At 65.6% G+C, this 21,149-nt stretch carries 14 protein-coding genes; 6 read left to right on the top strand and 8 right to left on the bottom strand.

Annotation, left to right across the window (positions count from 1 at the left end; genetic code table 11):
* Window positions 1-110 precede the first annotated feature (110 nt).
* The 6 genes from tpiA to ABWK72_RS09730 all read right to left on the bottom strand — a co-directional run bounded on the left by tpiA (window position 111) and on the right by ABWK72_RS09730 (window position 10,604).
* A complete protein-coding gene (gene tpiA / locus ABWK72_RS09755) occupies window positions 111-881 on the bottom strand; it encodes a triose-phosphate isomerase (RefSeq protein WP_367874599.1) in 771 nt (256 codons plus the stop codon).
* A 44-nt stretch (window positions 882-925) separates the two neighbouring features.
* The gene (gene pgk, locus ABWK72_RS09750) at window positions 926-2,122 is read right to left on the bottom strand and encodes a phosphoglycerate kinase (protein WP_367874598.1); all 1,197 of its coding nucleotides are present in this window, start codon (window positions 2,120-2,122) and stop codon (window positions 926-928) included.
* Window positions 2,123-2,453: 331 nt separating this feature from the next.
* Window positions 2,454-4,007 carry a PP2C family protein-serine/threonine phosphatase gene (locus tag ABWK72_RS09745; protein WP_367874597.1) on the bottom strand — a complete coding sequence of 518 codons (1,554 nt, stop codon included), beginning with the start codon at window positions 4,005-4,007 and terminating at the stop codon, window positions 2,454-2,456.
* Window positions 3,904-4,536 carry a hypothetical protein gene (locus tag ABWK72_RS09740; protein WP_367874596.1) on the bottom strand — a complete coding sequence of 211 codons (633 nt, stop codon included), beginning with the start codon at window positions 4,534-4,536 and terminating at the stop codon, window positions 3,904-3,906. Before ABWK72_RS09740 ends, ABWK72_RS09745 begins: the two co-directional genes overlap by 104 nt.
* 157 nt (window positions 4,537-4,693) lie before the next feature.
* On the bottom strand, window positions 4,694-7,696 hold the full coding sequence (locus tag ABWK72_RS09735) for a choice-of-anchor D domain-containing protein (protein ID WP_367875327.1): 3,003 nt from the start codon (window positions 7,694-7,696) through the stop codon (window positions 4,694-4,696).
* Window positions 7,697-7,724: 28 nt separating this feature from the next.
* Entirely contained in the window at window positions 7,725-10,604 is a 2,880-nt protein-coding gene (locus tag ABWK72_RS09730) for a LamG-like jellyroll fold domain-containing protein (RefSeq protein ID WP_367874595.1), read from the bottom strand.
* Window positions 10,605-11,047: 443 nt separating this feature from the next.
* Here ABWK72_RS09730 and ABWK72_RS09725 point away from each other — a divergent pair, with 443 nt between their 5' ends.
* Window positions 11,048-12,499 carry an arylsulfatase gene (locus ABWK72_RS09725; RefSeq protein WP_367874594.1) on the top strand — a complete coding sequence of 484 codons (1,452 nt, stop codon included), beginning with the start codon at window positions 11,048-11,050 and terminating at the stop codon, window positions 12,497-12,499.
* 401 nt (window positions 12,500-12,900) lie between these two features.
* Here the strand turns inward: ABWK72_RS09725 and ABWK72_RS09720 are convergent, their stop codons facing one another.
* The gene (locus tag ABWK72_RS09720) at window positions 12,901-13,413 is read right to left on the bottom strand and encodes a hypothetical protein (RefSeq protein WP_367874593.1); all 513 of its coding nucleotides are present in this window, start codon (window positions 13,411-13,413) and stop codon (window positions 12,901-12,903) included.
* A 367-nt stretch (window positions 13,414-13,780) separates the two neighbouring features.
* Window positions 13,781-15,511 (bottom strand): dihydroxy-acid dehydratase, encoded by a 1,731-nt coding sequence (gene ilvD / locus ABWK72_RS09715; protein ID WP_367874592.1) that lies wholly within the window; start codon window positions 15,509-15,511, stop codon window positions 13,781-13,783.
* Between the two features lie 43 nt (window positions 15,512-15,554).
* Here ilvD and ABWK72_RS09710 point away from each other — a divergent pair, with 43 nt between their 5' ends.
* From ABWK72_RS09710 to ABWK72_RS09690, 5 genes are all read left to right on the top strand, one after another.
* Window positions 15,555-16,433: a LysR substrate-binding domain-containing protein gene (locus ABWK72_RS09710; protein ID WP_367874591.1), complete on the top strand. Its 879-nt coding sequence runs from the start codon at window positions 15,555-15,557 to the stop codon at window positions 16,431-16,433.
* A gap of 113 nt (window positions 16,434-16,546) precedes the next feature.
* Window positions 16,547-17,182, top strand: coding sequence for a tetratricopeptide repeat protein (locus tag ABWK72_RS09705; protein ID WP_367874590.1), 636 nt, complete (start codon window positions 16,547-16,549; stop codon window positions 17,180-17,182).
* 15 nt (window positions 17,183-17,197) lie between these two features.
* Window positions 17,198-17,929: a 26S protease regulatory subunit gene (locus tag ABWK72_RS09700; protein WP_367874589.1), complete on the top strand. Its 732-nt coding sequence runs from the start codon at window positions 17,198-17,200 to the stop codon at window positions 17,927-17,929.
* Between the two features lie 89 nt (window positions 17,930-18,018).
* A complete protein-coding gene (locus ABWK72_RS09695) occupies window positions 18,019-19,290 on the top strand; it encodes a hypothetical protein (RefSeq protein WP_367874588.1) in 1,272 nt (423 codons plus the stop codon).
* A 177-nt stretch (window positions 19,291-19,467) separates the two neighbouring features.
* Complete coding sequence (locus ABWK72_RS09690; RefSeq protein WP_367874587.1) at window positions 19,468-21,072, top strand: glycoside hydrolase family 5 protein; 1,605 nt, start codon at window positions 19,468-19,470, stop codon at window positions 21,070-21,072.
* Window positions 21,073-21,149: the final 77 nt, after the last annotated feature.

Raw genomic sequence — 21,149 nt, 5'->3', positions numbered from 1 at the left:
GGGCAGGGGAGGGAAGGGTCCCTCAAAGCCCGCCCCAAGGGTAAGTAGTCCCGCCTTCAGGCGGACGAAGCCACCAACCAAGCCCGCCACCTCTCGCGGCTGGCGGATCCTCAACCCGGAGCCCCGTTCTGGATGATATCCAGAAAGCTCTGCGGCTCCAGCGAAGCACCACCAATCAAGGCACCATCAATGTCCGGGCAAGCCATCAGCTCCGCCGCATTGTTCGGCTTCACCGAGCCGCCGTATTGAATCCGGATCTTCGCGGCGCTATCCGCCCCGAATTGCTCGGCCACCAGCGACCTGACAAAAGCGTGTGCCTCCTGCGCCTGCGCCGCCGTGGCGGTCACCCCGGTGCCGATCGCCCAAACGGGCTCATAGGCGATCACGGTATCCAGCAGGTCGCGCTCGCTCAGCCCCTTCAGGCCGATGCTCACCTGCGTCCGCAAAATCTTCTCCAGCCGCCCGGTCTCGCGCTCTTCCAGCGTCTCACCGATGCAGAAAATCGGCTTCATGTTCAGCTCGCGGGCCTTGCGGACCTTGGCATTGATGACCTCGTTGGTCTCGCCGTAGATCGCGCGCCGCTCGCTGTGGCCGAGGATCACGTAGTGGACGAAGAATTCCTTCAGCATCATCGCGCTGATTTCCCCGGTGTAGGCACCGGAATCGAACTGCGAGCAATTCTGCGCGGCCAGCGCGATGCTGGACACGTTCCCCAGGATCTCGGCGGCCTTCGTCAGCGAGACGAAGGGCGGCGCGATCACGATATCGCAGGGGAAGGTCCGGTTCTGGACCTTGGAAAGGAAGCTACGGGCAAAGTCCTCCGTTTCGGAGGGCCCCTTGTTCATCTTCCAGTTGGCGGCAAAGATCGGCTTGCGGAACATGTGAAATCGGATGGGTGCGGATGAATAGCGGGAATCGGGCCAAGTCAAGCCTCGGTCAGCGCCGCCACTCCGGGAAGCACCTTTCCTTCAAGCAATTCCAACGAAGCGCCGCCGCCCGTGGAGATGAAAGTCATATCGTCGTCCAGGCCGTATTTGTTGACTGCGGTCACGGAATCCCCGCCGCCGACGATCGTCACGGCGTCACTTTTCGCCATCGCCTCGGCGACCGCCTTGGTGCCCGCACCGAAGCTATCGATCTCGAAAACGCCCATCGGGCCGTTCCAGATGATCGTCTTCGCCTTGGCGATTTCCTTCACGAAAGCCTCGATCGCCTTATCGCCGATGTCGATGCCCTCCCAGCCCTCGGGAGTCTCGCCGCCTTCTTCGTAGACGCCGGTGCACTGGGTCGTGGCACCTTCCTTGAATTCCTGGGTCACGCGCGTATCGGCCGGCAGCAGGAAGTCCACGCCCTTGGCCTTCGCATTGGCCAGAATTTCCAGCGCCAGGTCGAGCTTGTCGGCCTCCACCCGGCTGTTGCCGGTCTTGAAGCCCTGCGCCTTGCGGAAGGTATTGGCCATCGCGCCGCCGATTAGGAAGGCATCCGCCTTCTCCATCATCTTCGCGATCACCTGGATCTTATCGGACACCTTCGAGCCACCCATGATCACCAGGAAAGGCCGCTCAGGGTTCTGCAGCTTGCCGTCGAGGTATTCCAGCTCGCGCTCCATCAGGAAGCCCATGGCGCTCTTCGGAATGAAATGGGTCACGCCTTCCGTGGAAGCGTGGGCGCGGTGTGCGGTGCCAAAGGCGTCGTTCACGTAGATCTCGGCCTTGCCGGCCAAGGCCTTCGCGTAATCGGCCTCGTTCGCCTCTTCCGCAGGGTAAAAACGGGTGTTCTCCAGCAGCAGCACCTGGCCGGGCTGCAGCGCCGCGCGCAGGGCCGCGGTCTCCTCGCCGATGCTGTCCGGGGCCAGCTTCACGTCCTGGCCCAGCAGTTCGCTCAGGCGCTTCGCGGCGGGTGCCAGCGAGAATTTCGGCTCCGGCCCGCCCTTCGGACGACCGAGGTGGGAAGCGAGCACCAGCTTCGCCCCGCCCTTCAGCAGGTGCTGGATCGATGGCACTGCCCCCTGGATGCGGGTGTCATCGGTGATCGCGCCGTCTTCCAGCGGCACATTGAAGTCCACACGCATGAGGACTTCCTTACCGTTCACGTCGAGGTCGCGGATCGAGAGCTTGGCCATGGGCCGGGGTTGCCGCAGGACGCCTTGCAAGTCAAGCATCGCGTGGAAAGGCAGGGCGCGATGTCACGGCTATCCCGTCGCGCAGCGACCGTGGACTGCGCGCAGCCTGCTGCCGCTTTCGGCAGGCAGCCTGCTGCCGTGAAGCACCAGACACTGCCGATGCACGCCCCGTCCGCGGCTTGCCATACCATGTGCTCCCTTTGCAGCGCCCCTCGCAGCAGGCTGCATCGGGACAGCGGCAGCAGGCTGCGCGCAGTCCACGGCGGCGAAGCCGCGGAAGGCAAATTTTCTCCGCGCTCCCTCCTCGACCTCCGCGGTTCGTTCGCTTCATCTACCCCTCCCTCACCCCCGCCAGCGCAGCAGGATCCACCACAATCTCCGGCACCGCCCCGGGGCTCACCTCCACCGCCACCACGCAGACATCGTCATCGTGATTCCGGCGTTTCTGGAAGGCCGCGACCTCGCACACGATCTTCGCCGGCATCGCTGCCAGCGGGCCGTCCAGGGACTCGTCGAAGGTGCTGATCAGGCGCTGGATGCCGAAATCCTTGCCCTGGGGATTCTCCGCCTCCACCACCCCGTCCGTGTAGAGCAGGAAGACATCGCCCGCCCGGATCGGCGAGGTCGAGGTCTGATAAACGGCTTCCGGGATCAGCCCCAGTGCCGGCTGGCGCTGCGCGCCGCTCCACAGCATCTGCGGCGGATTCCCGGTGCTGCGGCGCGCCCGCAGCGGGGCAGGGTGCCCGGCCACCGCCCAGCTCGCCTTCCCGTCCCGCGTATCCAGCACCATGAAAAAGGCCGTCACGAACAGCGTCTGGTGGCTGCGCTCGATCACTTCGAAGAGCCCGCGGTTGAGAAATCCCAGGAACGAGCCCGGATCACCCGCGGAGGTCACGTGATTCCGCACCAGCGCCCGCAGGATCGCCGTCACCAGCGCCGAGCGCGCCCCATGACCCATCACGTCCGCGATCAGCACGCCGGTCCGGTGCTCGTCCAGCTCCACCAGATCGAAGAAATCCCCGCCCACCGTCGAGGCCGGCTGATAGAAGTGCGCGAAGCCCAGCCGCAGCGGATCCTTCGCCAAGTGCGCCGGCGTCTCGGGAAAGCTGGACGGCATCAGCGCGTGCTGGAATTCCCGGGCCATCTCCAGTTCCTCCCGGATCAGCGCCGTCTTGGAATCCACCTCGGCCTCCAGCTCGCGGTGGTAGCGCATCACCCGGCTGGTCATCGAGCCGAAGTCCTCCGCCAGCTCCTCCACCTCGTCGCCGGTGCGGATCGATTGGATCCGCTCCAGATCTTCCTCCGCCGTCCTGCGCAGCGCGAAGGCCTCGCCCTCGGAGAGATTGCCGTCGGCGCGCAGATGAGCCGTGGCGGCCACCGAGCGCGCCGCCTGCCCGAGCACCGCGATCGGTCGCAGGATCTTGCGGTTCACCAGCATGTAGCCGCCCATCAGGCACATCAGCGTCGCCACGCCGGCCCCGAGCCCGATCATCGAAATCTGCCGCCGCAGCGGCGCGGTCACGTGGGCCTTCGGCGCGGAAAATAGCACGTAGCCGCCGGGCTCGACCCGCCGCCGGTCCACGTTGCGCGATTGGATCGCTGCGAAGCCCGTCATCCGCTCCCCGCCGCCCGCATCCCGCGTCAGCGACCAGCCGTTGAGCGCGTAGCGGATCTTCAGCAGCGAGTCGCCGTCGACGGAAGAGCCCAGCGCTTGGTATCCCGTGGCCCCGGCGCGGGCCAGGATCCGCCCGTCCGGCAGCAGGATTTCCAATTGCCCGCCATCATCTTCCCGCGAAGTGCGCAGCTGTTGGAAGAGCGGCGTCACATCCAGCACCAGCTTCGCCACCCCCTTCAGCTCGCCGCGGCGGTGGATCGGCAGGACCACGTTCGAGCGAGAAGACCCCCGCGCTCTCGTCATGGTGCAGCACGTCCGTCCACATTCCGCTCTCCGGCAGCATCCGGCCGATCTTCCACCAGCTCTCGTCGGATTGGTCATAGTCGGTGGTCTTGCGGGAAGCCGCCACCACCCGGCCCGCGGTATCCGCCACCAGCACCTCCGCCACCGGCTTCTGCGCCGCGGTGAAACGCAGCAGGCTCGTCGCCCCCGGATTGCCCAAAATCTCACGTAGCAGCGGATCGTCCTCCTTCAACGCCGCCCAGTCCTTGTCGATCTCTTTCAGGTCCGGCAGCACCGCGGGCGGCGGCTGCGAAAGGTAATCCGTCAGCGCCGGATCGGCGGACACCCAGCTCCAGAAATTCCCGGCCTGCGATTCCACCGCACTTTCCAGAGACCGCGCCAGCGCCCCGGCCTCCGCTTCATAGGTGCGCCCTTTCGACGCCAGCAGATGCTTGAAGCCGAAGGTTTGCAGGACGATGAAGCCGACCGCCAGCGGCAAGAGGGCGGCGATGGCCAATGCCAAAGCAAACTTTCCCCGCAGTCCCATCGCTCGTATACTCACCTTTCACACACTAAGCGCCGCCTTGGCGGATTTGCCAGCAGGTTTTCGGACACCCCGGATTCCGCCCGAAACACTTCATTCGACATTCGGAAATTCAGCATTCGTCATTGTCTCAGGGGCTGGTGACTTTCAAGCGCAGGAACCGCATCCCTCCCGCATGGCCACCATCGGTCAGCGTTGTCTCCCGGCTCTCGCCCGTGCCGCTCTCATCGATCAAAACCCCGGCCGCGAGATTGCCGAAAGCAGCTCCATCCACGCTGACCGCCAGATCCGCCCATGCACCGCTCAGGTCGCTGGATCCCTGCGCCGCCAGCGTGATCCCGACCCGTCCCGGATACCGCGTGAAGCGGATCTTCGCATGGCCTTCAGCATCGAGTTCCATCTGCGGCAGGATGGCGATGCCCGTCGCATTCCCCGCGGGATCGCCGCCCAGCGCATACTCGATCAGGTTCGGGATGCCGTTGTGGTTCGGATCCGCGTCGTCCGCTGCATTGCCTGCATTGGCCGCCGTGGCGAAATGCAGCAGCCGCCAGGACTCGAGCGCCGTGTAGACCTGCACCCCGCTGCCCGTGAGCTGGAGCGTGTAGGGACTGAAGGGATCGTTGCTGGGAATCGACAGCGCCGCGCTGCGCGGCCCGCCCGCCGCCGGCGCGAACTTCACCGTGAAAACGGTCGCCATCTCGATCTGGATCCGGTCGATCGCGGACGCGTAGTCCCCGGCTTCGGCGCGGGATCCCGTGAAGGTCAGCACATGGTCGCCGGGGTTGCTGCAGTGGTAGGCGACGCTGAAGCGGTGCCAGTCGTCGTCGGCCTGGCTGCCATGCGCCACGCTGCCGAGAGTGCTGCCGTCCATCTTTACCGCGAGATCCACGGCGGGAAAGAGGTCGCTGCGGCGGGTCAGGGAAAAGCTGACCAAATAGTCGCCTGCCGCCGGGAAGTTATAGCTGCGCGAGATCGTGGCCGCTGCGGCACTTCCGCCGGGTTGCCGCTGGATGAATGCGGCGTGCTCGCCTTCCGGCGCGGGCATCACGAACCATGGTGATCCATTGCGGGCCCGGCCCGTGGAACTGCCATAGGTCCAGGCGCTGCCCCCCGGCGCGTAGCTGAAGCCACCACCACCCAGGGCCGGGCTCTCGAAGCCCTCCGCCAGCGCGGTCGACACCGGCAGGATCGCCGGCGGCTGGACGGTCACGCTGAAGTCGCCCGCGTCCGGCCCATCAATTACTACGGGTGGCGTACCGGAAAGCAGCAGGTCCACCAGACCGGTATTCCGCAGCGTGAAATCGAGCGAACTGAAGCTGCCCACGTCCACGCTGCCGAAGTCGCGGCTGCCTCCGCTGAGGGCCGGGCTGCCCGTCGGCTGGTCGATGGCGAGCTCCGCCACGACTCCCTGGCCCCTGCCGCTGAGCTCGATCTCGTAAGAGCCCTCGTCGCGGTCGTTGCTGGCGATCACCAGCGTCGCCGTGCGCGGGCCATGCGCGGAAGGCGCGAAGGTGACATCGAAGACCGGGGAACTGACCACCTCCACGGCATCGATCGCCGAGGCATAGTCCCCGCCGCTGCGGGACGCGGTGAAGCGCAACTCGTGGTCGCCCGCCGCCGTGCACAGGTAGGGGATCTCAAAGGTCCGCCAGCTGTTGTCGGGCTGGCTGCCGTTCGCCACCGTGCCGATCGCCGCGCCGCCCACCGCGACAACGATGTCCACCGCCGGATTGGTGGCACCTCTCCGCACCGCTTGGAAACGGACGGTGTAGAGGCCCGCTTCGGGGAAGTTCACGCTGCGCGAGATCGTGCCCGCGGTCGAGCCGTCCGCTTGGATGAAGGCGGCCTGGCTGCCTTCCGGAGCGTTGTTTACGAACCAGGGGGAGATGTTGCGGGCCACGCCGGCCTTGCCTTCGATCGCCCAGCCGCTGCCCGCAATATTGTAAGTGAAGTTTCCCAAGTGAGTGAGCGCCGGTGTTTCAAAGCCGCTCTGGAAATGCGTTTGTCCGCCCCCGCCCGGAAAGGCCGTCGGGAGAGGCTGTGCCGCCACCGTGAAGTCCGCCGCATGCGGTCCGGTGATCGCCACCCGCGGCGTGCCCGTGAGATTCAAGGGCACGTTCCCGGTGTTCCGGATCGCGAAGCTCAGGGTCTGCTGGTTGCCTAACAGCAGCTTCTCGAACTGCCGGCTGCCGCCATCCGGGACCGGCACCGAGACCGGCTGTTGGACCTCGATCTCCGGGTCCGTCGCCACGGCGCTCAGGTGGATGTCGAAGGGATTTTCGTCGGGGTCGTTGGTGGTCAGGCGCAGCACCGCGCTCTTGGTCCCCCCGCTCGCCGCATCGAAGCGCACCGTGAAGCTCCTGCTGGCACCGGGTGCCATGGCCAAGGTCTCCGGCGCGGTGAGCGCGAACTCCGCTGCATCGGGGCCTTCGAGGCTCGCCTGGAAGCCGGTCAGATCGAGGTTGCCCGTGCTGTGGATCGTGAAGCCCGCCGTGGCACTGCTGCCCACCGGCAGGGCCCCGAAGTCGCGGGTGCCACCATCGAAGATTTCCGGACCTTCCGCCTGCGTGATCTGGATCTCCGCCTTCCTCAGCAGCAGGTCGCGGGGCACGAATTGCCCCGGTGGGAAGGTGAAGTAGCGGATCTCGTCGATCGCTCCAACCCAGCGTTCCCCTCCGCCCGGATTCCCCTGGTGGGCTCCGGCCGCGAAGCTGCCGCCGGGAAGATTCGGCGCGATCGTGCTGCTGGCCACGGCGTCGCCATTCACATAGAGCGTGGTCAGGCCGTTTACGCGCACCACCGCCAGGTGGGTCCACTGGTCGGGAGTCACGCTGCCGCCGCCGAACTGCACCCGGTCCGCGCAATAGACGAAGTAGGAAGCGCCGTCCTGGAAGAGACCCCAGCCGTCGCCGCCCAGGTTGCCATTGTAGAGCAGCCAGTGGCGGCCGGTGGTGGTGGTCGATTTGGCCCAGGCTTCGAAGCCGAAGTTCTCCGTGAGCTGCGGCTGCAGCGTGGCACCGGTCGCCTGCACCGCGGCATTGCCGAAGTCGAGCGCCAGCGTGCTGTTGGTCGCCGGGTCGGCGGTGGTGGCCGCCGTGTAGAGGGGCGTGCCGCCGAGCACGAGGTGGCGCATGCCGATGCTATCCCGCGTCCCGGCGGAACTACCGCCTGCCACGGCTCCCGGATCCGCCTCGCCGAAGCGGTACCAGGCCAGCGGGGTGAACACCGCGACCGGCGTCGTGAAGCTGGCCACCGGGCCGTAAATCGTTCCCGCCGTGCTCACGGCATAGGGCCGGTAGAGGGTCCTGCGTGACCGGGGAGAGTCCGGAGACCGCAACGCCGAAGGCACCGTAGTCGCCTGATGCGACCTGCTTGCTCACGCCCGCCCCATCGACCAGCGGATTGCCGTTCTCCAGGGTCTTCGAGAAGACCACGCCGCGCTCGGTCACGGGATTGCCGCTCCGCGTGGTCACGGTGCCGCCGAGCACCGCACTGGTCGCGGCGATGGCGGTCGCGGTGGGCGCGCTCACCTCGGGCGGGATGCTCTTGATCAGCAGCGAGGTGGGATCGAATTGGCCGGCCGGGAAGGTGGCCAGCCTGACCTCGTCGAGGGCGCCGCTGCTACGGAAGTCATAGTGGTAGGCCTTGCCCATCGACAGTCCTCCCGCGGCGGGCACACTGCTAGCTGGCCGGATCGTGTTGCCGTTGGCTACCCCGTTCACATAGAAGGTGGCCTTGTCGTTCTGCACCACGATCGCCAGATGGATCCACTGGCCCTGCACGGCGGGTGCCCAGCCGAATTCCTCCACGAACCCGCCATGCCACTGGCAGGAGAAGTGATCCCCGAACTGGATGAATCCGTAGCCGGTGTTATTGTCACCGTTGTAGAGGATCCACCCGACGGTGTGGGGAAGCGTGGCCGCCGGTTTCACCCACGCTTCCATCAGGTAGTTCCCGGCGGGGGTAAAGAAGAGGGGACGCGAGGCATAGGACCGGCCGTCCCGGAAATCCAGCGCGCGCGTGCTGCCTGCTTCCGCCGCCGGGTTGGCACCCACGGCGGAGCTGAAGAGGGGCGTGGCCGTGATCGCCGGATCGTTCACCTGCGGTTCCTTCAAGTGGTAGCCGCCCACGCTGTCGTACACCGTGTGCATCACGGTGTCCGCCGCGATTTCGCCTTCTTCCGCGCCGTCGTTTTCGCCCATGCGGTACAGGGCGGTGACATTGAGGTTATCGTTGCGGGTGGTGAAGGTCCGGTTTTCACCCCCGGTGCTGCCGGCACTGTTGCTCGCCACCACGCGGTAGTGATAAAGCGTGCCGGGCGTCAGACCTGTTAGAACGGTATTGACCGGGATCGTTTCAAAGCCGTTGGCGCTCGTGGTGACCGTGAAGCTGCTGCCATAGCCCGTCGTCGTGCCATACTCGATGGCGATGGTGGTGGGGTTGCCGTCGGGGTAGACCGTGCCCTTGATCCGCTGCTCGCTGGCCAGCTTGGCATGGAGCGCGCCGAGGGTGGTGGCAGCGGGTGCTTGGGCGATCCCGCCGCGCAAGTTCACGCGGTAGGGATTGTCGAAGGGATCGTTGTTCGGAATCGTCAGGATGCCCTCGCGGATGCCGGCCGCGCCCGGCGCGAGCTTCACCTGGAATTCGGCCGCCGTGTAGGTGATCCGGATCTCATCGATGGCGGACGCACAGTCCAAACCGCCGCCGCGCAGGCCGACGAAACTCAGGCTGCGGTCGCCCGCGCCGGGACATTGGTAGGCGACCGTGAAAGTCCGCCAGGTGTCGTCCGGTTGGCTGGCATTCGGCACCGTGCCGACGGTGGTGCCATCGACCTTCACGGCAATGTCGTTTGCGGGGTATTCCGCGCTGCGACGCACCGCGGAGAAGTGGATGAGATACTCGCCCGCCGAGGGGAAGTTCACGCTCCGGGAGATGTAGGCATCGGCCGAGTCGCGCTGGATGAATGCGGCCTGGCTGCCTTCGGGCGGGGCATTCACGAACCACGGCGAGCCGTGGTTGGCGGTACCGGCGGAACTGCCCATGCTCCATCCGGTGGCAAGGATTCCGTAAGTCCAAGCACCCGGTAAGAAGCCGGGATCTTCAAAGCCGGCGTTCGGCATCGCGGGCTCCGCGAAGGAAGGCAGGGAGAGGATCGTGTAGTCCGCCGCATGCTTGCCGCTCAAGCTCACTGCCGGACTGTCAAGCTGCACGGGATTGCCGCCGGCATTGCGGATGGAGAAGGTACGCGTCGCTTCATTGCCGACCGCCACCGCGCCGAAGTCCACGGTCCCGCCATTGGCCACCACGCTGCCCGCGGGTTGCTCGACCTGCACCTCCGTGGCGCGGCACAGCAGGTCCGCGGGGCTGAAGCTGCCCGGCGCGAAGCTGAAGACCCGCGTCTCATCGACCATCCCGCGCAGGAACTCAGTCTGGTATGGCGGCGGCGGGCCGCCAACGGTGAAGACGTTCGTCGGTAATTTCGGAACCGAGGCCGAGCTGCCGGAAGCCACGCCGTTGACGTAGAAGGTCGCGGTGCCGTTGTCCCTCACCAGGGCCAGGTGGGTCCACACGTCCGCCTGCACCGCGGCGCTGCCGAAGTTCCCGACCCCGCCGAAGCGTGCCGAGAACGTGGCACCCGTTTGTTGAAGGCCCCAGCCGTCCCCGCCGCCGTTGCCGTTGTAAACAATATAGCGGTTCTCGGTGCTGGCATTGACCTTGACCCAAGTCTCGATCCCGAAGTTGTCGGTCGCCGTGGAAGCCAGCGCCGCGTAGGAGAAACATTGGGCGCTGTAATCGCCGGAGCGCGAGCTGCCGGTCCGTGCCACGGCCTCCGCACCCACGTTCGTGGAGTAGAGCGGGCCCGCGCCGCCAAGAATCAGATCGTTCGCACCCGCCCGGTCCTTGCTGGCACCCAGCGCCCCGGCGGAGACCGCATCGTCTTCACCGTAGCGGTAGTGGTGGAGCACGGCGATCGAGCCCTCGGCAAGCGGGACAAACTTGATCAAGAACGCGGCAAGCGCGAGGCGGAGCGGTAATTTCATATGCCGGGAGACAAGACGGCAGGGTGTGAGGGCGACGGGCGAGAATGGCCGCGGCAGAGGGCCGGGGCCAGATATCCAAGCCGCCGGGCTGAGACGGCCGCTTGAATATTTAGCTTTCCATAGGATCGGGGCAGGGGAGCGTCGATGCCAATCCCGCCACCCTACGCGAAGACGTGTTAGAGGGATTCCCGGCGATCAAAGGATCGACGCGGATGAGACCGCCGGATTCGCACCAGATGGATCGGATGAACAGGATGGGACTTCGAATCCAAGGATGTAGATCGACTGCTTTTCCTAAATCCCATCCATCCTATCCATCCTGGTCCAAACTCCAAAAACCATCCTGCCTTTCATCTGTGTCCATCCGGCTGCTATCTGTGGTTGGTTTCTTCTTAATCCGTTTTTCGTGATGGTTTCTCCATTGGAAAACGTATTTTCCCGCCATGAAGCTCACCTTGCTCCTCACCCTCCTACCCCTCCCGCTACTCGCCGCGGACAAACCGAACATCGTCCTCATCTACGCCGACGACCTCGGCTACGGCGACATTTCCTGCAATGGCGCGACCGCGGCCCAGACCCCGAACATCGACCGCATCGCGAAGGAAGGCATCAATTTCAACTCCGGCTACGCCACCTCCGCGACCTGCACGCCCTCGCGCTTCTCCCTGCTCACCGGCAAGTACGCCTGGCGTCAGCAGGGCACCGGCGTCCTCCCGGGCGATGCCGCGCTGATCATCGATCCCGCCCAGCCCACCCTCCCCGGCATGCTCAAGAAGGCCGGCTACCGCACCGGCGTCGTCGGCAAGTGGCACCTCGGCCTCGGCGGCAAGGGCGGCGTGAATTGGAACGAGAAGATCACACCTTCCCCGAACGAGATCGGCTTCGACTTCTCCCACATCATGGCCGCCACCGGGGACCGCGTGCCCTGCGTCTATCTCGAGGATGGCCTGGTCCGGAACCTCGACCCCGCCGATCCCATCAGCGTCTCCTACAAGACCGCCTTCGAGGGCCTGCCGGATGGCGTGAAGGACCGCGCCTCGCTCAAGCTCGACTGGAGCCACGGCCACAACATGGCGGTCGTCAATGGCATCGGCCGCATCGGCTACATGAAGGGTGGCACCAAGGCCCTGTGGAATGATGAGGAAATGGCCGATCATCTCGCCGGCCAGGCCCTGCGCTTCATCCGAGAATCGAAGGAAAAGGACACACCCTTCTTCCTCTACTTCGCGCTGCACGACATCCACGTCCCCCGCGTCCCGAATCCGCGCTTCACCGGCAAGACCGCCATGGGCCCGCGCGGCGATGCCATCGTCCAGGCCGATTGGCAAGTCGGCGAAGTCCTCCGCCTGTTAGATGAGCTCAAGCTGGCGGAAAACACCCTCCTCATCTTCTCCAGCGACAACGGCCCGGTGATCGACGACGGCTACAAGGACGAAGCCGCCGGGAAGCTCGGCACCCACAAGCCCGCCGGTCCCTGGAGCGGTGGCAAGTACAGCATCCTCGAAGGCGGCACCCGCGTGCCCTTCCTCGTCCGCTGGCCCGCCCGCGTCAAACCCGCCAAGAGTAGCAGCGCCATCGTCAACCAGATCGACTTCGCCAAAAGCCTCGCCACCCTCACCGGCGGCGACCCGAACTTCCCCGATAGCCAGGACATCCTGCCCGCACTGCTCGGCGAATCCGAGACCGGCCGCGAATTCAACATCGGGCACGCCGGCCAACTCGCCATCCGCATCGAGAACTGGAAATACATCCCCGCCGGCCCCAAGGGCAAGCAACCCGAGCGCCTCTTCAACCTCGCCAAGGACCCCGGCGAAACCGACAACCTCGCCGAGACCTTCCCGACCAAGATCACCGCCCTCAACGCCAAGCTCGCCGAGATCAGGGGAGGGGAGTGAAGCACGGTCCCTAACAGCCCGTCCCCAAGGGTACGTAGTCCCGCCTTCAGGCGGACGGCACCGGTAGGACGACACCACCCAAGTGCCTTCCGCGGCTCCGCCGCCGTGGACTGCGCGCAGCCTGCTGCCGCTGTCCCGATGCAGCCTGCTGCGGGGGGCGCTGCAAAGGGAAGCCACCCCAGCGCCACCGCCGCATGCCTGCCCCCCGGGACCGCGGAGGCTCCGCCCCGCAGAACGGTCCCTCGCCGCTCGCAACACGAGAGGGCAAGCAGCCACACGGCGGCGATCTCCATGCTAACCGCCCTAGCACCTCCACCGGTCACCCTTGCCTTCCTCTGCGCTTCCTTCGCGATCTCTGTGCCTACGCGGTTCGTTCCCTGCCTCTTCTTCCCACAGACCCCTCACCCCACCATCATCATCCCCGCCCTTCTCCATCTACGACGCCTCACGTAGAACATCCCGCTCCACGCTGAAACATACCCCACCAGCCCGAACCAATGCGCGATCCGGATCTCGACCGGCTTTCCCGGCGGTGCCGGCGGCGGCGGGCATATGATCGCCCTTCCGAAACCAGAGTCGCGACCTTCCTTCCTCCCGACATACACGGGCTGCGGAAAAATAAGGCTGCCTTTGCCGGACAGGAGGTAGTCGGCGGTCGTGACAGGGAAGCCCCGCGTATTCCGCAACTCAGACCACTTGAAGGAAAAACGCCCCTTGCTTCCTGATACGGGCAGGGGCTGAGGCTCCTGCCGGTAGCGGATCATGCTCCGGTCATTCAGCAGGGTGGTGATCCGTGCGCCATCCGCATGTTGCACTCCCGTGCAGCTCGAGACCGAATCCATCCACATCCAAGAAAGGAACAGCGCCCCCGGCAGTCCCAGCCAGAACAAGAAGGAGCGGTAGAAAGGCTTCATCTAGGGATAGAACGTAACCGGACTCGATTTCTTTGGATCTCATTCCTGCCACGGCAGCGGGATCTGGCAAGCCGCTTCTCCGTGGTGGAACGACTGCTGGCGTGCTCCGTCAACCCCAAGGCCTCTACCATCGGACAGCCCCACTGGGACCGCCGGGCACCGCCCGGCAGAACGGTCCCCAAACGCCCTCAGCCGCCAAAAGCCTCAAGCTATCCCAGCGCCTCCGCGATCACCCCTTTGCCTTTCCACTTCGATGTTCGATGTTGGACGTTCGATGTTCGATGTTTTCCCTCGCCACCCCCATCCCCGCCTCCCGCGCCGGCGCCCTCCTCTTCGCGCAGCGCCACTTCGATTGATGATTGGAAGATTAGTGATTGGTGATTCCTGTCTCAGCCACCCTCAGCACTGCTCCCGTATCCGCACTCGTCACCATCGCGGCATACCGCGCCAAGTAACCGCTCCGCGCCTTCGCCACCGGCGGCACATACGCCCCCCTCCTCATCGCCAGAACCTCGTCGTCCACCCTCAGCAAGATGCTGCGTCCGGGAATATCAGTCTCAATGATATCTCCCGCTTCCACCAAGCCAATCGGCCCTCCGGAAGCCGCCTCCGGCGACACATGTCCGATCGCCCCGCCCCGGGTCGCCCCGGAGAAACGGCCATCGGTGATCAAGGCCACGCAGTCTCCCAAACCCCTTCCCGCAAGCGCCGCCGTCGGTGCCAGCATCTCCTGCATGCCCGGCCCGCCCTTCGGCCCCTCATATCGGATCACCACCACATCGCCCGCCTTCACGCGCCCGCCGAGGATACCGAGATGGGCTTGCTCCTGGGACTCGAAGATCACCGCGGGGCCGGAGAACTTCATCATCTGCCGGCTCACTCCCGCCGCTTTCACCACACAGCCATCCGGCGCGAGATTGCCGAACAGGATCGCCAGCCCGCCCTGTTGCGAATAGGCGCGTTCCAGGGGACGGATCACCTCCGCGTCCTTTACCTCCGCGGTGGAGATCGTCTCTCCCAGAGTCAGCCCGCTCACCGTCATCGCATCCGGATGCAGGCAGCCGGGGATCGACGAGAGCGTCTTTAGGATCGCAGAGATCCCGCCAGCGCGGTCGATGTCTTCCATGTAGTGATGTCCGGAAGGAGCCACCTTGCACAGATGCGGCACCCGCGCCGAGATCACATTGAAGTCCTGCATGGTCAGCGTCACCCCGGCCTCCGATGCGATCGCGATCGTGTGCAGGATCGTATTCGATGATCCGCCCATCGCCATGTCGAGGGCCAGCGCGTTCTCGAAAGCCTCGCGGGTGAAGATGTCGCTCGGCCGCACATCGTCCCGCACCAGCCGCACGATCGTGCGCCCGGCCCGCTCGAACAAAGCATCGCGCGCGGGGTCGGTCGCGAGGATCGAGCCATTCCCCGGCAGGGCAATCCCGAGTGCCTCGCACAGGCAGTTCATCGAATTCGCGGTGAACATCCCCGAGCAGGACCCGCAGGTGGGACAGGCGTTGCGCTCGATCTCATCGAGCTGCTGCTCCGTGATCGAGTTCGCGGAGAGCTGGCCGACCGCCTCGAACACCGAGGCGAGATCCAGGGACTTGCCGGTGCTGGGATTCTTCCCCGAGCGCATCGGGCCGCCGGACACGAAGATGGCGGGGATATTGACGCGGGCCGCCCCCATCATCATGCCCGGCACGATCTTGTCGCAGTTCGGGATGCAGACCACACCATCGAAGCAATGGGCCCGCAGCATCGTCTCCACCGAATCCGCGATGATCTCGCGCGAGGGCAGCGAATACTGCATGCCGCCATGGCCCATCGCGATGCCGTCATCCACGCCGATGCAGTTGAACTCGAAGGGCACGCCGCCCGCTGCCCGCACCGCCTCCCGCACCTTCCGCCCGACCACGTCCAGATGCGCGTGGCCGGGGATGATCTGCACGAAGGAATTCGCGATCGCGATGAAAGGCTTGTCCCAGTCAGCCTCGGATTGGATCGCCCCGGTCGCGCGCAGCAGGCTCCGGTGCGGGGCCCGGATTGCGCCTTTCTTGATCGTGTCGCTGATCGCCATGCCCCCACGGTAGGGGGTATGGTCCATATTGAGAATGACTTGATCGGTCGCGATCTGATACCGTTTCGGTATGGATTATTCATTCCGGGAACTCGAGTGCTTCATCGCCGTCGCGGAAGAACTCTCCTTCACCCGGGCGGCGGCGCGGCTGCGTCTGGCCCAGCCGCCGCTCTCGCGGCACATCCGGGCCTTGGAGGAAAAGATCGGAGCCGATCTCTTCCTGCGCGAGCCGCGCAAGGTCTCGCTGACTCCTGCAGGTACCATCTTCTACGATGAAACCCGGACGATACCCCGGCGCTTGGAGCGGGCCGCCGAGGTCGCGAAGAGGACCTCGCTCGGCGAGACCGCGCGGCTGCGGCTCGGCTTCGTCAGTGCTGTCATGAACGACGAATTGATCGATACCTTCCGCCGCTTCCGCGCAAGCCACCGCGGCGTACAGGTCATGCTCCACGACCTGCCTCCCCAGGAGCAGTTGAATGCCATCGCGGACGGGCGGCTGGAGGGTGGCTTCGTCGGCCTGCAACCGCGCGAGCGTCCTGCGGGCATCCGTTTCGTCCCCTGGCACAAGGAGCCCCTGAAATGCTTCGTCCCCCGCGGCCATGCCTTCGAGGGGCTGAAGAGCCTGAGCCTGGCATCCCTCGCGGCGGAATCCTTCATCGCGGTCTCCGGCGAGTCCGCGCCCGCATTCGCCGCGCATGTCCGGGAACTCTGCCGGGCCGCCGGTTTCCGCCCGCGCATCATCCTCGAGTCACCCCGCGCCCAAGCGGTGGCGCTGATGGTCGCCGCCGGCTCCGGCATCGCGATCCTGCCCGCGGCCTTGGCTGGCCTCTTCCGGGATTCCGTCGCCGCCATCGCGCTCAAGGGCAATCCCTCCATTACCCACGTCTTCGCCTGCCGGGACCAAAAGCCCGCCCCCGCGCTCGACCATCTCATCCGCCTGATCCGCTAGCCTCAGGTGCCTTTTTACTTCGATGTTCGATGTTGGGCGTTCGATGTTCGATGTTTGGATCTGCCTTTAAAACTTCGCGCTTCTCTTCTCCCCCGCTCGGCTTTCCTCCCCCCATGGACTTGGATGCCCTGAAGGCCGCGCTCGCGGCTTCACCCGACAACATTCCCCTGCTGATGCTGGTCGGGAAGCTGCACGAAGACCGCTTCGAGCTCGCCGATGCGCGCGCCTGCTTCGATCGCGTGCTCGCGCTCCAGCCCGAGAATGGCGAGGCCCACGTCGCCGTCGCGCGCCTGCTCGACCTCGCCGGGGAAAGCTCGCAGGCCGCCGTCCGCCTCGAATCCCTCTGCGCCCGGCAACCCAAGCTCGCCTCCGCATGGCTGCTGCGCGCCCGTATCGCGCTCGATGAAGGCGACGCCCTTTCCGCCCGCGGCTTCTACGACACCGCCGTCGATCTCGACCGCGCCCAGGCCGACGACGAACTTTTCCAGGCCATCCTCAAATCCGGGGGCAGCAAGAAGGTCGCCATGACTTCCGCGGGCACCTTCAAGGAGGAGGAAGACGATGACGACGGCGCCAATCCCTTCGAGGGCATGGATGCCGTCACCGCCCGCGATCTCGATATCGAATTCCGCGTCCGTGCCGACATCAAGTTCGAGGACATCGGCGGCATGGAGAAGGTGAAGGAGGACATCCGGATGAAGATCATCCACCCGCTCAAGAATCCGGAACTCTTCGCCGCCTATGGCTAGAAGCCCGGTGGCGGCGTGCTGCTCTACGGCCCGCCCGGCTGCGGCAAGACCCTCATGGCCCGCGCCACGGCGGGGGAGATCAATGCCGCCTTCTTCTCCGTCGGCCTCCACCAGGTGCTCGACATGTACATTGGCGAGTCCGAGCAGAAGCTGCACAAGATCTTCGAGCTCGCCCGCAAGTCCGCGCCCGCCGTGCTCTTCTTCGACGAGACCGATGCCCTAGCCGCCGACCGCCGCGACCTGCGCCACTCCGCCGGGCGCAACCTGATCAACCAGTTCCTCAGCGAGATGGATGGCGCGAACTCCGCCAACGACGGCCTGCTGATCCTCGGCGCGACCAATGCCCCCTGGCACGTCGATGGCGCCTTCCTCCGCCCCGGCCGCTTCGACCGCATCATCTTCGTCCCGCCGCCGGACACCGCCGCGCGCGAGGAGATCGTGAAGATCCACGCCAAGGGCAAGCCGCTGGTCGACTTCGACGCCGCCGACATCGCCAAGCGCAGCGACGGTTTCTCCGGTGCCGACCTGCGCGCGATCTTCGACCAGGCCACCGAGGCCGCGCTGGCCGAAGCGATGAAGAAGGGCTCGATGATCCCCATCAGCGGCAAGATGCTGGCCAAGGCCACCAAGGAAGTGAAGCCCTCCACCCGCAAGTGGTTCGAGAGTGCCAAGAACCACGCCCTCTACGCCAACCAGAGCGGCTTCTACGATGACGTGTTAGTCTATCTCGGCCTGAAGAAGCAATGACGAATGAGGAATTTGCCAGCGGGGAAATCCCATTCTCGCAAGACAGTTCATTCGTCATTCGGAAATTCTGAATTCGGCATTCTCCTCGTATGAGCACGCCTCTCTCCCGCGCCCAGATGCTGCGCCAGCACCGCCGTCATGAAGAGGCAGTCGCGATGCTTCACACTCATCTCGCGCATTTCCCGGACGACCCCGCGGCTTATCTCGAGCTGGCCATGAACCGCATGGACATGGAGGGCATGAAGACCCTCGCGCTCGATGACGCCCGCAAGGCCACCGGCCTGCTGCCGAACGAGCCCTTCCCGCAGGCCCTGCAATCGCGCATCCTCTCGATGCTCGACCGCGAGAAGGAGGCCCTGCCGCTCGCCGAGTCCGCGATCGCGCTCGATCCCGACGACGTCTACGCATGGAACGCGAAGACCCTCGCACTCTGCGGCCTGCACCGTTGGAACGAGGCCGAGGAATCCGCCCGCCACGCGCTCTCGCTCGATGCCGATGACGAGGCGGCCTCGAACCTGCTGGCCCACGTGCTGCGCCTGCAGAAGAAGCTCGTCGAGTCCGAGCAGGAATCCCACCGCCGCCTGGCGCGCGATCCGGAGAATGCCTTCTCCTTCGCGAACGCCGGCTGGGCCGCGCTCCAGCGCCGCCAGGTGAAGGATGCGGAGAACTACTTCAAGGAGGCGCTGCGGCTCGACCCGGAGATGAAGTATGCGCGGGAGGGCCTGAAGGAATCCTACCGCGCGCGCTCCGGCTTCTACCGCCTCTTCCTGCGCTGGGCCTTCTTCCTGCAGCGCTTCAGCGACAAGCACCGCACCTTCATCATCATCGGCATCATCGTCGGCTTCCGCTTCATGAGCGCCATTGCGGCGGCCGTGAACCCGCTGCTGGTGCTGCCGCTGTTCCTGATCTACTACGTCTTCCTTTTCGGAAGCTGGCTGGCACCGGGCATCGCGAATTTCCTGATCCTGAAGGACCCCGTCGCCCGCGTCTCGCTGGACCGCGCCGAGAAGGTGGAGGGCGTGGTCGTCTCGCTGCTCTTCTTCGGCGGCCTGGCGATGCTGATCGGCGGCTTCCTTGCCGGAATGTTCCCCGTCATCATCGCCGGCGGGGCGCTGCTGGCGGCGGCGATCCCCTTCTCGATGGTCTTCACCAACGAGTCGCTTCCGGGCCGCTTCGTCTTCCTCGGCATCGGCCTCGCGGTCCTCGGGCTGGGGTTCTTCGGTGCCTCGCAGTTCTTCCACTCGCACGAGAGCTTCATGCACCCTTCCACGATGTCGGCCATCAGCCTCGCCGCCATCCTCGCCGTTGCTTGCACCTGGTTGGCTGCCATCCCGGCCCTGCGCCGCATCCGTCCGACTTAGGAACGCTGCCGTACACCTTAAAGGGAGTACCTTAATGGGGGAACCTTTGTGCCCCGTTTTGGGGGACGGGTGGTGCCCCGTTTCGGGGGGCGGGGGGTGTCCCGTTCCGGGGGACGGGTCGAAAAGAGTGGAGCTTGGCAGTTGGACGTCCCGCGATTCTCCGCTCAAATAGTGGGGATGCTGCGCTTGCTTTTCCTCCTGCTCCTCGCCCCTCTCCACGCGGCGGAGGAGTTCGTGCCGCGGATGGCGGTGGAGGCGCGCTTGTTCCTGCGGGTGCCGGATGAGGCGGTGCCGCTGCGGGATGTGCGGGTCTCGGCGGGCGAGGTTTCGGCGGGGAGTTTTGAAGGGACGCCGGAGAAGCAGGAGCGGTTGAGCGATGTGCGCTTTCCGGTGCGCTGGTGGGCGTGGCGGGAGCTGACGATCCGATTCACGCCGGGGCAGGACGGGGCGGTGGAGCTGGACTTGAACGGCCCTTGGGGCGAGGCGCGGCCGGGGGTGCTGCTGCAGCAGGAAGTGCTGTGGGACGAGATCCGCGCGACGGGTGCGGAGCTGGTGAACGGGAACTTCGAGCAGGGTTTGGCGGGCTGGGAGTCGCCATGGAGGGCGTATCCGGAGGCGATGAAGGGAAAGGGCTTCGGGGCGTCGTGGCACGGGAGGCCCTTGATCGGGAAGCTGCAGGTGAAGGCGGGGGTGCCGGTGGTTCTGAAACTGAACGCGCGGGCCGCGACGACGCCGGGCTTCAAGGCTCCGGCCATTTTGGGGAACGCGACACCGGCGCATCGTGCCTGTGCATTGCTGAAGCGCGGGGTGAATCTGGGGAACGGCTGGGAAGCCGCTCCGGGGACCTGGGGCCTCAAGTACGAGATGGCGGATATCGACCGGATTGCGGCGGAGGGTTTCGACCACATCCGCGTGCCGGTGGCCTGGCATCACTACATCGTGAACGGGGCGATCAAGCCGGAGTTCCTGGCCGACTTCGATCCGCTGCTCAAGCATGCGCTGGAGAAGAAGCTCTCCGTGATCGTGAACTGGCACAACTACGAGGGGCTGTGCAAGGAGCCGGAGCAGCATCGCGCGGTGTTTGTGGCGGGGTGGGGGGTGCTGGCGCGGCATTTCAGGGATTGGCCGCCGCAGCTTTACCTGGAGCTCTTCAACGAGCCGAACGGGGCGCTGGATCATGAGGTGCTGACGGCGGTGCACGCGCAGGCGATCGCGGCGATCCGCAAGGTGGACGCGGAGCGGATCCTGCTGGCGGATCCGCCGCAGTGGGCCGGGGTTTCCGGGCTGGACCGCTTCTTCCTGCCGGATGGGGATGACCGGATCATCGTGAGCGTGCACAGCTACGAGCCTTTCCAATTCACGCACCAGGGGGCGGCGTGGGTGGGGTATCAGGATCTACGGGGGATCTCGTACCCGGGGCCGCCGCTGAAGCCGGTGGCAGTGCCGGAATCGCTGAAGGAGAATGCGGGGCTGGTGGCTTGGCTGGCGGCTTACAATACGAAGGAGGGCAGCGATAATCCGTGCGCGGCGGCGACCTTCGAGTTGTTGTTGGATGATGCGCTGGCGTGGTCGGCGCACTTCGGGCGGCCGGTGCATGCGGGGGAATTCGGGGCGGTGCGGAATGCGGATGCGGCGAGCCGCGGGAGGTATGTGCGGGATTTCCGGATGGCGGCGGAGAAGCGGAAGATCCCGTGGACGATGTGGGATTGGAAGGCGGGGTTCGCGTATTGGGATGGGGAGACGGGGAAGGCGTTGTTGAGGGAGGAGTTGTTCGGGAGGTAGGGGGGGGCGGGGAAAACATCGAACATCGAACGTCCAACATCGAACATCGAAGGAAAGGCAAAGGTTAGGCTGGGGCG

The sequence above is a fragment of the Luteolibacter sp. Populi genome (assembly GCF_040801775.1).
GTDB lineage: Bacteria > Verrucomicrobiota > Verrucomicrobiia > Verrucomicrobiales > Akkermansiaceae > Haloferula.
Note: the sequence above shows the minus strand (reverse complement) of the source record. Positions and strands in the feature narration are given on the sequence as shown.

Bases quoted from the DNA above. Each gene is read 5' to 3' on its own strand.
- tpiA (WP_367874599.1), bottom strand. From the start codon at position 881: ATGTTCCGCAAGCCGATCTTTGCCGCCAACTGGAAGATGAACAAGGGG.
- pgk (WP_367874598.1), bottom strand. From the start codon at position 2,122: ATGGCCAAGCTCTCGATCCGCGACCTCGACGTGAACGGTAAGGAAGTC.
- ABWK72_RS09735 (WP_367875327.1), bottom strand. From the start codon at position 7,696: ATGCGCCACCTCGTGCTCGGCGGCACGCCCCTCTACACGGCGGCCACC.
- ABWK72_RS09730 (WP_367874595.1), bottom strand. From the start codon at position 10,604: ATGAAATTACCGCTCCGCCTCGCGCTTGCCGCGTTCTTGATCAAGTTT.
- ABWK72_RS09725 (WP_367874594.1), top strand. From the start codon at position 11,048: ATGAAGCTCACCTTGCTCCTCACCCTCCTACCCCTCCCGCTACTCGCC.
- ABWK72_RS09720 (WP_367874593.1), bottom strand. From the start codon at position 13,413: ATGAAGCCTTTCTACCGCTCCTTCTTGTTCTGGCTGGGACTGCCGGGG.
- ilvD (WP_367874592.1), bottom strand. From the start codon at position 15,511: ATGGACCATACCCCCTACCGTGGGGGCATGGCGATCAGCGACACGATC.
- ABWK72_RS09710 (WP_367874591.1), top strand. From the start codon at position 15,555: ATGGATTATTCATTCCGGGAACTCGAGTGCTTCATCGCCGTCGCGGAA.
- ABWK72_RS09705 (WP_367874590.1), top strand. From the start codon at position 16,547: ATGGACTTGGATGCCCTGAAGGCCGCGCTCGCGGCTTCACCCGACAAC.
- ABWK72_RS09695 (WP_367874588.1), top strand. From the start codon at position 18,019: ATGAGCACGCCTCTCTCCCGCGCCCAGATGCTGCGCCAGCACCGCCGT.
- ABWK72_RS09690 (WP_367874587.1), top strand. From the start codon at position 19,468: ATGCTGCGCTTGCTTTTCCTCCTGCTCCTCGCCCCTCTCCACGCGGCG.